The organism is Streptomyces sp. CNQ329, assembly GCF_000482585.1.
Map to the genome: position 1 here is coordinate 128,737 of NZ_AXVU01000004.1, position 12,300 is coordinate 141,036.

Here is a 12,300-nt window from a genome sequence, read left to right on the forward strand (position 1 = left end):
CCACCCTTCGCCACGCCGGCACGGCCGAAGTCGCGTGAAACTATGCCACTCCCCGCGCCGCCCCACTGCCAGTACTATCCTTGATCAAACACCGAACCGTTCGGTGCGCGCAGCTAGTTCTCCCCTTTTCGTTGCGGATTGGCGGTCTACGGGATGTGGAAGCACAGTCGCAAGGACGCGATATTGGTAGTCATCAGCGTGGCGCAGTTCGCCCTCACGTTCACGCTGGCGGGTACATGGGAGCTCATGCCGATCGCGGGACGGATCGCCGGCGGAGTCCTGCTCACCTTCATGATGGCCTACAACATCATCGTCGTGTCCCACCTGTTCACCCACACCCCCTGGTTCGTGAGCGGCAAGCTCAACGCGGTCGTGTCGATCATCAACTCGGCGAACATCGGACAGTCGGTGCAGGCTTACGAGCTGACGCACGTCCGCAACCACCACCGGCACAACAACGACCGCCCCAAGGGGGGTGAGCCGACCCGTGACCGCTCGTCGACGTACCGCCGCGGCAAGAACGGCCAGCACGAGCCGCTCCCGTCGTACGCGCTGCGCGGCGCCGTGGACTCCCTCGCCGACCGCGCCATGGACCTGGCGGCGGTGGTCCGGCTCTGGCGGGTCGGGGCCGGAGAGGAGAACCTGCTCGCCCTGGCTTCCAAGAAGCCTGACCGGCGCAGGCGGGAGCTGCTCCAGCTCCAGGCCGACCGCGCCGCCCACTGCCTGGCGCTGGCCGGCTTCGTGGTGATCTCCTGGCAGTGGACGGTGATGGTCTACCTGCCGGCGTTCTTCTGCGCCCTGACACTGGTGAACGTGCAGAACTACTACCGCCATTACGGCGCGAACCCCGACTCCCGCATGACCGACTCGGTCAGCCACTACGGCCGGCTCTACAACCTCGTCACCTTCAACGACGGGTACCACCAGGAGCACCACCTGAGCCCGGCCACCCACTGGTCGAAGATGCCCGTGATCAACGCCCGCCACCGGGAACGGCTGGCCGCTCAGCCGCGTATCGTCAGCCCGGTTCCGGCGATGGTCGGTTTCCTCGACCGGGGCAGGCCGAGGCTGCACGACGGCCAGGCGCAGGAGGCCGGCTGACGTGATCCCGAACCGCTGCAAGATCGAGGACTTCTTCGGCCGGTGGGACCCCGAGGTCGAGTACCTCGCCTGCGCCTCGGACGTCGATCCGCTGTCCCTCCGAGAACTGCTGGACCTGGCCGACGCCGACACCCGGGCGCTGTGGGACGGGCTCGAACTCGGCTACACCGAGACCACCGGCCATCCACTGCTGCGCGAGGCGATCGCCGATCAGTACCGAAAGACCGCGGCCTCCGAGGTCACCGTGTGCGCCGGCGGCGCGGTCGAGGCACTGTTCCTGCTCGCACACTCCCTGCTCGGCCCGGGAGACCATGCGGTGGTGGTATGGCCGGCGTTCGAGTCACTGCACCGCATCGCGCCGTCGCTCGGCGCCACGTTCACCGCCGTGGAACTCGACGCCGACAACGACTGGAAACTCGACCTCGGCGCCGTGCGGAAGGCGCTGCGGCCGAACACCCGGGCGCTGTTCGTCAACTTCCCCCACAACCCGACCGGGGCGCTGCCCGGTCTTGCCGAGTTCACCGAGCTGCTCACGATGGCCCGCGAGGCCGGGGTCACGGTCGTCTCCGACGAGGTGTACCGCCATCTGGAGTACGACGACGCCGACACCCTGCCGGCGGCCTGCGATCTGGACGAGCGCGCCGTCAGCGTCGGCGTGATGTCCAAGGCGTACGCACTGGCGGGATTGCGCGTCGGGTGGTTCGCGACCCGCGACGAGTCCCTCACCGAGGCGGCCCGAACCCTCAAGGACTACACGTCGGTTTGTTCCTCGGCGCCGGCCGAGATCCTGTCGCTGATCGCGCTGCGAGCCCACGACCACCTGATCGAGCGCAGCCGGACGATCGTCAGGGACAACCTCGCCCACGTCGCGTCGTTCTTCGGCGGACATCGCGACACGTTCGCCTGGTCCCCACCGGCAGCGGGTCTGCTCGCGTTCCCCCGGCTGCTGGCGCCCGTTCCGGTCGACGACTTCGTCACCGATCTTGTGCGCGATCAGGGTGTCCTGCTCCTGCCCGGAACGGTCTTCGACACCACCGACAACCGGTTCCGCGTCGGACTCGGACGTTCGGCACTGCCGCAGGCCCTCGACCGCATGGAACAATTCCTCGGCGCCCGCGGCTACTGAGGCGTGACGCGGAAGGTTGCATCCGGCCCTGACCTGGCCGGATGCAACCTCTCCCCGGGCTTTACCTTCGCAGCAGGAAGATCCAGGGCTCAAGCTTTCCGATCATCTGGTAGACGCCCCACAGGGCGTTGGAGAGTTCGACGCGGTAATCGACATCTCCGAGTTCGGCCCGCAACTGCTCGGACTTGCGGATCAGTCGGGCCGCATACAACAGTTGCCGGGACGTCAGCCCTTCACCGTCCTCCTCCCACGCCTCACGCCATTCGGAGCCGATAACGTCGGTCGACTCGATGGTGAAACCTGCCGCCAGCGCTCGCGTCCGGAAGTCCTCGGGTGACATGCGCTCGGGCGCGACGGCCAAGTCGGAGAAAAGCTGTGCTCTCTCCAGCGGTTCCAGGCGGTCGGTGGCAAAGGTTTGGTACAGCAGCATGTGTCCGCCGGGTTTGAGCACACGCCGGGCTTCGGCCAGCGCCCGGTCGGCACCGACGACATGGAAGAACATGTCCCGGCTGAAGATGAAGTCGAACTCGCCGTCGGCGGCGGGAATCTCCTCCATCATGCCGTCCCGGACCGACACCTTGCCGCTCAGGGGAGACGCCGCCACCGCGGCCCGCGCCTCCTCGTTGTTGCTCGCCACCGGATCCACGGAAACGGCGTCGCAGCCGAACATCTTGACCAGCGCGAGCGAATGCGACCCGTCGCGCCCGCCGATGTCGAGCACGACATCCCCCGGTCCGATTCCGAGATCATCGACCAACTCGTACAACATGGCGGAACGCCGGGGCTCATAACTGCGGTACTGCCCCCGCTGCGCCACATCGAGGTGGCGGGACGTGTACATCTCGTCGATCGTGATCGGATCGACTTCTGCCATGAGTGTCTCCATGTGGCATCGCGGCGGGAAGATCAGTCTAACCTTATGAACAGGACGATAGACTCGTGCTGTTCGGCGAAGACCCCACGGAGGCTGGTCGTGAGCGAGATCGACGAGGACAACCGGACCTACGCGGTCGTGGTCAACGAGGAGGAGCAGTACTCGATATGGCTCGCCGGTCGATCGCTGCCGGCCGGTTGGCGCGAGGTCGGTCACACGGGCAGCAGGACCGAGTGCCTGGACCACATCGCCGAGGTCTGGACCGACATGCGGCCCAAAAGCCTGCGGGAGGCGATGGACGCGCGCGGGTAGCGGAACGTGGATGTCTTCCAGGCGGAGCGGGACTCACTCGCCCGGCTCGGCGCGTTGCTCCGCGCGGCGGACTACCGAACCGCCCGGTTGCCGCACCTGCTTGAGCTCGACACGTCCGGCGAAGCCGCCCTGTCCGACATAGGGCGGTTCTCGCTGTATCACCTCGGAGAGCTGTCGCTGATCGACGATCCCACCGCGGTCCTGTTCGAGTTGTTCCTCCTGTGTGGACAGGTGCCTCAGCAGCGTTGGAAGCTCCTGGCTCCGGAGCTCGCCTCGCTGCTCACCGACCTCGGACTGGTCAGGGTCCTTCCGGACGGCGAGCGGCGCGGCACGGTCGCCGTCACCGAGTACCGGAACGGGCTCTTTCTCTCCGACCGGCTGTTCGAACACGGTCCGGACGGGTTCACCCGGGACTGGCCCGACGGCGGGTGCATGCCGCCGCACGCCTCGTCGATAGAGCTGCTCCGGCACGTCCAGCGCCCCGACCTGCGGGGGCAATCCTTTTTCGACATGGGATGCGGGACCGGCTTCGTGTCCCAACTGGCCGACTGCGGTCATCCGCGGGTGGGCGCCGACATCGGCGCCCGATCGGTCTCCTACGCCACCGCGAACGCGGTACTCAACGGTGTCGACGCCCGGTACGTCGTCGGCGACTGCACGACCTACACCGACACCGCCACCTATGGGCGGATCGCGTTCAACGCTCCGGACAGCGCGACCGCGTTCGCTTTCATCAACACCTCACTTCGCGGCCTTCTCGACCCGCAAGGCATGGCACAGATCTGGTTCGACACCGAGGTCACCGCGGCGGACGGCTCGCTGGACGGATTGCTCCGCCGGGTGATCCACGATCCGGAGAGCTGGCACCTGAGCCCGGCGACCGATGAGTCGTCGCCGTTCACCCTGAGCCGCGACATGGTCCGCGAACGCCGGCTGCCACCGCATTCGCTGCTGGCCGTCGGGCGGGACGAGCGGGCGGCCTACCTCGATGCGCTCGCCGAGCGAGAGGTGCTCGAAGTGCAGAGCGTCGTGCTGTCGCTGCGCCCTAGCTGACGCGGTTCACGAATCCCGCGTCGACCGGAAGGTCCGTGCCGGTGATGTAACGGGCCTCGTCCGAGAGCAGGAACGCGACGGCGGCGCTGATGTCGGCAGGTTCCAGCAAGGGCATCGCGTTCTGGTCGCCACCGCCCTTCTCGGCTTGCGCATCCACGTATGCCTGCATCCCTTCGTTGACCGCCATCGGCGTGTTGACCGCCGCGGGGTGCACGACGTTGACGCGGATGTTGTCCTCGGCCAGTTCGTTGGCCAGCCCGCGCATGATGCCGACGACGCCGTGCTTGGCCGCGGTGTACCCGCCCGCCCCCAGGCCACGCAGCCCCGCGGTCGAGCCGATGAAGACGATCGAACCGCCTCGGCCGCCGGCGACCATGTACGGAATGGCGGCTTGCGCGGTGTTCCAGGCCCCGGTGAGGTTCACGGCGATGACGTCGTTCCACGCCTGCTCTTCCTGCTCCGGCGTCGTCATCCCGAACTGGGCGGTGCTGATACCGGCGTTCGCCACCACGAAGTCCAGCCGGCCGAACCGCTCGACGCCCTCCTGCACGGCCTTGCGCAACGACGCGCCGTCACGCACGTCGCCGACGCGCGCGACGACGCGCCGGCCCAGTGCCTCCACCTGTCGCACGGTCTCGGCCATGTCGTCTTCCGACGCCATCGAATAGGCCGCGGACTCGACATCACGGCAGATGTCCACGCCGATGATGTCCGCACCTTCGGAGGCCAGCCGCACAGCCTGGTTACGCCCTTGGCCGCGGCCGATTCCGGTGATGAAGGCGACCCTACCCTCGAGACGGTACACAACTCTCCTGACGTCGGATGATGGCGAATCAAACGCTGACACGAACCGGGTATTACTGCTGTTCCGCCGGGAGGGAAAGCGGAACAAGAGCGTTCCGGTCCACCTTGCCCGACTCGCTCTGCGGCAGGGCGGGCACCAGTCGGATGTGCTGCGGAATCATGTAGTGCGGCAGCATCTCGGCCAGGTTGCGTCTGATCGCCCGGACGACTCGGCTCGCGTGTGCCTGGTCGTCCGGGAGGGACCCGGCCGCGACGACGTGAGCGAGGAGCGCCGCGTCCTGCCCGGAGGTGCTGTGCAGCACCACGGCGGCGTCGAACACGTCGGGACAGGCGCGCAGCGATGCCTCGACCTCTCCCAACTCAATGCGGTGACCGCGCAGTTGTACCTGGTCATCGATGCGTCCGCGATAGACGTAGCTGCCCGCGGCCTCATCCCAGGCGGCGAGATCGCCGGTGCGGAAGCAGTGCTCCCTCGATCCGTCATCGCCGGTCCTGGCGGGGAACCGCTCGCGGTTGAGGTCCGCGCGGCCGAGATAGCCGTCGCTCACCCCGGGGCCGTCGAGGAGGATCTCGCCGACGTCCCCGGGCTCAACCGGCCGCAGCAGGTGATCCACCAGCCGCAGCCGGACGTGGGGCAGCGGCGTGCCGATCAGTGTTCCCGGCTCGGAGCGCGAGAAGTCGGCCGCGGTCATCTGGCGCAGTGTCACGTGCACGGTCGACTCGGTGATCCCGTACATGTTGGCGACCGCCGGCCGTCGCGACGGGGGCAGTGCCGAGTACCACCGCGAGACCGACACCGGATCGACCGCCTCGCCACCGAAGATGACCTGGCGCAGCACAAGCTCGTCCTGCGGTCCCTCACCCGAGGCGACGAGGTGCCGGAAGATCGACGGGACCATGTTGCACACGGTCACACCGGAACTCGCCAGAAAGGAAACGAACGCCTGGGGGTCCAGCCGCACGTTCTGCGGCACGAGGACGATGCGGGCGCCCGTCAGCAACGGCCCCCACATCTCCCACACCGAGAAGTCGAAACTGAAGGAGTGGAACAGGGACCAGACGTCGGTGGCATCGAAGCTCATCCGGGTATGGGCCCCGTCCAGGAGGGCGAGCACGTTGCGGTGCCGGATCGGCACCCCCTTCGGCCTCCCGGTCGAACCCGACGTGTAGATGACGTACGCCGGTGAGTCGGGGCCAACGGGCGGGCGTACCGCCGGCCGGGCAGTCGCGGTCGGGGCCGGCATCGCCACGCACGGCCGGCCCAACGCCGGATCCGTCTCCGAGGATGCGGAGAGGACCAGCGTGAGCGCCGAGTCCGACGCCATCATGGCCAGGCGCTCGGCCGGATACAGCGGATCCAGCGGCACATAACCGCAGCCGGTCTTCAGCACGCCCAGAATCGCGGCTATCCAGCGGGAGTCGCGTGGCAGCAGCACACCCACGAGGCCGCCGGGCGCGACCCCGGCGGCCAGCAGTTCCGCGCAGACCGCGTCGGACCACTGGTCGAGCTGGCGGTAGGTGACGAGCCGGCCGGCGTCGTCGACCGCGATCGCCTCCGGCGTGGATCCGGCCTGGCACGCGAACCGTGAGACCAGCGACGTCGAGCCGCTCACGTGATGCACGTCAACTCCTCACGTGGCGGTCTGAACCGGGCCCGTTTGCGGGCGTGGCCGCGGGGTCGGCGGCAGCGACCGGTAGATCTGCACCATGCCGCCGAGCACCCCGCTGAGCCGCGGAAGCGCGGCGTAGACCGGGTCCTTCGCGAGGATGGCGTCGACCTCACGCAGGCGCCACATCGGTGTCCTGGGAAACAGGTGATGGACCAGATGGAATCCTTCGCCATCGGTCTCGCCGAACAGGAAACGGGTCCAGAACCCGTAGTCCCGGTTCCACGACATGTAGAGGTCGACGCGCGGCGCATTCTCGATGAGCGGGAAGTGCTCCATCAACTCGGCCACCGCGCCGATCCAGACCTGCGTGGTCACCAGCGGGACGAACCAGAGCAGGATCAGCCACAGCCACCAGTTGCCGACCACGGCCCACCCCAGCACGGCGACGAGCAACGCGATACGCAGGGCGCGCTCGAACGTCGCTTCGTCCTTCGACCAGATCCGGTGCCGCAGCAGGTAGAGGATGTACGAGCCGGTGGATCGCGGGCCCACCACCTTGCGCAGGTAGCGGTTCAGCGCCGGGCGGCCCAGATTGTCACCGCACAGGCCGTTGTCCTTGTACTGGCGGTAGTCGGGATCACGCTCCGGGTCGCCCAGGCGCCCGTGGTGTTCGCCGAGATGTGACGCGCGGTATGCGGTGAAGCTCTGCAGCACCGGATACCCGCCGAAGACGGCGCCGAGGACACTGCCGACGCGATGGTTGGCCATGAACGCGCGGTGCGTGGCCATGTGCAGCACACCCGCCACGGCGCGCTGCCGGCCGCCGATGAAGAATGCGGCGATCAGGTACACCGGGACGGACGCCCAGAGCGACAAGTTGCCGAAGGTCCACACCGATGCCGTGCACCAGAACGCGATCCAGAACCAGTGCCGGAGGATTTCCGCGGGTCCGTGCCAGTTGTCCGGGCGGGACGCTACGCGGACGGCGTCGAGAATCTCCCGATCGAACCGATGCCGGGTCCCCCTGCCGCCCGACGTCGTATCGGCGAAAGTTTGCGACATGACGAGACTCTATCCAACTCAACCTCTACGTTCTACCGAGGAGGGAACACTCGCGGGGGGCGCCTCGAGAAGCGCGCCGATCGGCTGGTCGGGGTCGGCCAGCGCCGCGGCCAGGGTGGCCATCAGGTCCGCCTGCCACTGCCCCGCGGACTCCGTGTCGAAGGCGTCGGCGGCGAATTCGATCTCGCCGACAAGGCCGGCCGGTTCGTTGCGCGCCGTCCAGGTCAGTGCCGTCTTCGCCGTGCCGGAGTGCACGAAGTGCTCGACGACGGACAGTCCCGCGATGCCGTCGAGGCTGTCGAGCGGCGTGGACTGGAACCCGAACATCGCCTCGAAGATCGGCGGGGCCCCGGCCCGGGAGCTGCGTGACGCCCCGTCGGCCGCGTCGGCGAAGGGCAGATCCTGATGCGTCAGCGCCTCGGCCATCGCCACGTCGACGTCGGCGATCACCTCGCGGAAAGTCATCGTCCGCTTCAACCGGGCGCGCACCGCGACCGTGTTCACGAGGTACCCGATGATGTCCTCTGTGCCCGGCCGGTTGCGGCAGGCGACCGGCAGGCCGACCACCGGCTCGTCCGTGCCGATCGCACGGCTCAGGGCGAGGAAGAAGGAGGCGAGCAGGACCGTGTACGGAGTCGACCGGCACTCGCGGGCGACGCGCGTGACCGCCGCGGTGTCGATGGCGCCGGGGGGCAACCGCAGCGCGAAGCCGGAGGTGCCCACCCGGGCACCGGCAGCCCGACGCGTTCCCAGGGGCGCGGGCTCCGGGGCTCCGGTCAGGTGTGCCGACCAGTACGCCCGCTGTGCTGCCGCCTCCGGTCCCGCCAGCCAGCGTTGCTGCCACACGGCGTAGTCGGCGTACTGCACGGCCACGTCCGGCAGCGGCCGGCCTTCGTAGAGCGCCGTGAGTTCCTTCCAGAACAGGGCCAGCGACCAGGCATCGAACACCGCGTGGTGCACGTCGAGCAGCCACAGCCACTCGCCGTCGAACGTGAACGCGGTCGAGCGCAGCAGCGGTCCCGTGCTCAGATCGAAGGGGACCCCGGCCGCGGCCTGGGCGCGTTCGGCGGCGTCGGCGAAGCCGTCGGCGCGGACGACCTCGGTCCGGACCGGCTCGGCAGGCCGGATGTGCTGCCACACCGTGCCGTCCTTCTGGACAAGCACCGTCCGCAGCGCCTCGTGCCGGACGACGATGGCGGACAGGGCGGCGTCCAGGCGCTCGATGTCGAGCGGCCCGCGGATCCGGTAGCAGACCGGGATGGCGTACACGGGCGCGCCTCGGTGCACCTTGTCGAGGTACGCGAGGGCCTGCTGCCCACGCGACGCCGGCTGCCACTCATCGCGGCCGGCGGCCGGGACGATCGCGTGCCCGGCGCCGCGCAGCCGCGTCACCGACGCGGCGATACCGGCGACGTGCGGGGCCGCACGGAAGTCCTTGAAGGTCAGGGCCACACCGGTCACCTCGGCGACCCGGCTCAGAATCTGCATGGCCTGCAACGAGTCCCCGCCGGCCGAGAAGATGTCGTCGTGCCGGTCGCTCACCGGAGCGCCGAGAACGTCGGCGACAAGCATGGCGACAGCGCGTTCGAGCGTGGTGGCCGCCCCGTCGCCGGGACGTCCGGCCCGTGCGCCACCGACCGGCGGCAGGGCAGAGCGCGACACCTTCCCGTTCAACGGCGAACGCGGGATCTTCTCCAGCAGCACGATGTGCGCCGGCAGCGCGGATTCCGGCAGCCGCTCGGCCAGCAGGGTCCTGATCCCCCCCGCCGACACCTCGGCCCCGGCCTCGACGTACGCGACGAGGGACGACCCCGCGGACGGATTCTCGACGACGACTGCCACGGCGTCGCGCACGCCGTCGATCTGGTGCAGGACGCTCTCCACCTGGCCGAGTTCCACCCGCTGCCCACGGATCTTCACCTGGCGGTCGGAACGGCCGAGGAAGGAGAGCGTGCCGTCGGGCGCCCGGGCGGCGCGATCGCCGGTCCGGTACATCCGGGCACCGGGCGTGCCCTGCGGGTCCGGACGGTAGCGGTCGGCGGTCATCGCCGGAGCCCGGTAGTAGCCGCGGGTCACCGGCGGACCGCCCACCCACAGGTCGCCGGGCTCGCCGTCGGGCACCGGCCGCAGCTCGTCGTCGAGGATGTACAGCGCCGCCTGCGCGAACGCACGGCCGAGCGACACCAGGGCGTAGTCCGAGCCGTCGGAGCCGCCGACGCCGTCGCGGGCGGGATGGTGCAGAGCGACGCTGATCGACGTCTCGGTCGGCCCGTAGTCCGACACCCAGTTGATCCGTTCCGCCCCCGGAACCCCGTACCAGGCCGTCAGTTTGTCGACGAGGATCTTGTCGCCGCCGATGAACACGGTCCGCAGGCTCGGCGGCAGGCTCACCACGCCGGCCACCAGGTCGTCGACCCACAGGTGCCAGTAGGCGCTCGGCAGGCTGACCATCGTCACCGACAACCGCTCGATGAGGCTGGTGAACTCCCAGGGGGTGAACTTGCTCTGTGCGGGCATCACCACAGCGCCGCCGGCCAGCCACGCCGGGAGGATCTCCTCGAGCGCGGCATCGAAGGCCATCGCCGTGGACTGCAGCGAACGATCCTGGGGACCGAGCGAGAGCTGGTCGCGCAGCGCCCGCGCGTGGTTGACGAAGCTCGCGTGCGCGGCCGCGACCAGCTTGGGCTTACCCGTCGAGCCCGAGGTGAACACGCAGTACGCGAGGTTGTCCGGGTGCGGTTCCACCGACGGCACGGCTGTGGGCGGGCCGGAAAGGTCGAGGCCGTCGAGGTCGATCGTGTGCACCCCGGCGAGATCCACCGCGACGGGACCGTTGCCGATCAGCAGGGTCACGCCGGCGTCGGAGACCATGCCCTCGGCGACATCACGCGGCAGCGACGCGTCGATGGGGACGTACGCTCCGCCGGCCTTCCAGATCGCGAACATCGACACGAGCAGCAGTGGCGACGGCTGCATGCTCACGCCCACCAGGCGTTCCGGCCGGACACCGTGTTCGGCGAGCATGCCGGCGAGCACGTTCGCCCGCTCATCGAGTTGGCGGAAGGTGTAGTTCCCGCCGTCCCAGGACACCGCCACCGCGTCCGGGGTCTGCTCGGCCTGCGCCTCGATGAGCCGGTGGGCCAAGTGCGGCATCGACGTCACAGGTAGGACCGCAGCTCGCCGCGACGGCGGACGTCGGTCGTCGCGCAGTGGAACGAACCGCCGAAGCTGTTGAAGTTGCGGAACGGGCAGGGAACCGGAGTGATGCCCCAGCTCTCGGCCAGTCGCTGCATCGGCACGTCCTGTTCCTCCACGAGCATGTGTTCCTCGTCGATCATCAGCACGTTCATGTTGAGCCACTTACTGGTCATGTAGAGCGGGTGGCTGTCGGGGATGACCGGCGGTGGCGCGGACCGTACCTCCCAGTCCTTCAGCAGCTCCGGCACCTCCCTCACCCGCTCCGGCTGGATGAGCAGCTTCCCGGGAGCGAGGGGTACCAGGCTTGCGTCGATGTGCATCGGGTGGTCGTCGTCAAGCGTCACCTCGTGGACGCGGTAGTCGTCGCCGAGGTGCCGGCGCAGCCACTCGATACCCATCCCGTTGGTGACGTGGCTGCGCTGGGCGAAGATGTCCCGGCCGAAGCGCATGAAGTCGGCCGCGTCGAAGGTCGGCTCGTACTCCGTGATCACCGACCGGAACGGCTCGCCGTCCGGCTGGTCCGTCCAGTCCCCGACGTACAGCTCATCGTGCAGCTCGGGCTTGGGCGCGGAGGCCCAACGCGCACCGCGCTGGAAGTACTCCTTCAGCAAGGGCCGGAACGCCGAGACCGCGTGGTGCCGCGACCGCCACGACATCGGCGCCTCGATGATCTCGTCACCGACGACGAGCAACAGGTCGCGTGGCATCGCGTCGTACAGTCCCGTGCTCGACCAGCCGGGAACGCCGTAGGAGGCGGAGTGGTCGCGGGGCTCCGGTCGGCGCACCACGACGCCCATGCTTTCGAGGATCTCGGCGAGCTGATCGAGCTCGTCGCGCGCGGCGGCCACCTGGTCGGCCGGGAACGGCTGCCCGGCCCGCTGCCGGAAGATCTCACGCTGCTCGGGCGACAGCGGCGCGCCGACGGCGACATGCCACGGGGGAAAGTGGGCGTTGTCGACGATGCCGACGATGACTTCCTCAAGCGGGTCCCACTCGTTGTAGCACTCGACGGGGCCTGACGCCGCGGCCGCGGTGCCGGCTGGATGATCGAGGTCACGCACTGCGGCATCTGTCCGGTCGCTGGACAATCTGTTCCCCCTCCGCTGATGGACCCTCAGGTCGTCGATCCAGTCTAGTCGCAACGCCCGGTCGGATGATCA

10 protein-coding genes are annotated in these 12,300 nt (G+C 68.9%); 4 read left to right on the top strand and 6 right to left on the bottom strand.

Features of this window, described 5'->3' with window-relative positions; genetic code table 11:
• Positions 1–153 precede the first annotated feature (153 nt).
• Positions 154–1,101, top strand: a complete 948-nt coding sequence (locus I003_RS0103125) for a fatty acid desaturase (RefSeq protein ID WP_027770161.1) — start codon at positions 154–156, stop codon at positions 1,099–1,101.
• 1 nt (position 1,102) lies between these two features.
• A complete protein-coding gene (locus tag I003_RS0103130; protein WP_027770162.1) occupies positions 1,103–2,227 on the top strand; it encodes an aminotransferase class I/II-fold pyridoxal phosphate-dependent enzyme in 1,125 nt (374 codons plus the stop codon).
• Positions 2,228–2,288: 61 nt separating this feature from the next.
• On the opposite strand, the gene I003_RS0103135 is transcribed toward I003_RS0103130, so the two are convergent.
• The gene (locus tag I003_RS0103135) at positions 2,289–3,101 is read right to left on the bottom strand and encodes a class I SAM-dependent methyltransferase (RefSeq protein WP_158688931.1); all 813 of its coding nucleotides are present in this window, start codon (positions 3,099–3,101) and stop codon (positions 2,289–2,291) included.
• A 99-nt stretch (positions 3,102–3,200) separates the two neighbouring features.
• Here I003_RS0103135 and I003_RS0103140 point away from each other — a divergent pair, with 99 nt between their 5' ends.
• Entirely contained in the window at positions 3,201–3,413 is a 213-nt protein-coding gene (locus I003_RS0103140; RefSeq protein ID WP_027770164.1) for an MbtH family NRPS accessory protein, read from the top strand.
• Positions 3,414–3,419: 6 nt separating this feature from the next.
• Complete coding sequence (locus tag I003_RS0103145) at positions 3,420–4,466, top strand: class I SAM-dependent methyltransferase (RefSeq protein WP_027770165.1); 1,047 nt, start codon at positions 3,420–3,422, stop codon at positions 4,464–4,466.
• Here the strand turns inward: I003_RS0103145 and I003_RS0103150 are convergent.
• From I003_RS0103150 to I003_RS31370, 5 genes are read right to left on the bottom strand one after another with little or no spacing between them, the layout of a single operon-like run.
• On the bottom strand, positions 4,459–5,271 hold the full coding sequence (locus I003_RS0103150) for a mycofactocin-coupled SDR family oxidoreductase (RefSeq protein WP_027770315.1): 813 nt from the start codon (positions 5,269–5,271) through the stop codon (positions 4,459–4,461). The genes I003_RS0103145 and I003_RS0103150 overlap by 8 nt on opposite strands.
• A gap of 52 nt (positions 5,272–5,323) precedes the next feature.
• Complete coding sequence (locus I003_RS31365; protein ID WP_051368065.1) at positions 5,324–6,892, bottom strand: amino acid adenylation domain-containing protein; 1,569 nt, start codon at positions 6,890–6,892, stop codon at positions 5,324–5,326.
• A gap of 9 nt (positions 6,893–6,901) precedes the next feature.
• A complete protein-coding gene (locus tag I003_RS0103160; RefSeq protein WP_078563693.1) occupies positions 6,902–7,942 on the bottom strand; it encodes a fatty acid desaturase in 1,041 nt (346 codons plus the stop codon).
• A gap of 18 nt (positions 7,943–7,960) precedes the next feature.
• Positions 7,961–11,095: a non-ribosomal peptide synthetase gene (locus tag I003_RS0103165; protein ID WP_158688932.1), complete on the bottom strand. Its 3,135-nt coding sequence runs from the start codon at positions 11,093–11,095 to the stop codon at positions 7,961–7,963.
• Between the two features lie 5 nt (positions 11,096–11,100).
• Positions 11,101–12,201 (bottom strand): amidinotransferase, encoded by a 1,101-nt coding sequence (locus I003_RS31370; RefSeq protein WP_051368066.1) that lies wholly within the window; start codon positions 12,199–12,201, stop codon positions 11,101–11,103.
• Between the last annotated feature and the right edge of the window lie 99 nt (positions 12,202–12,300).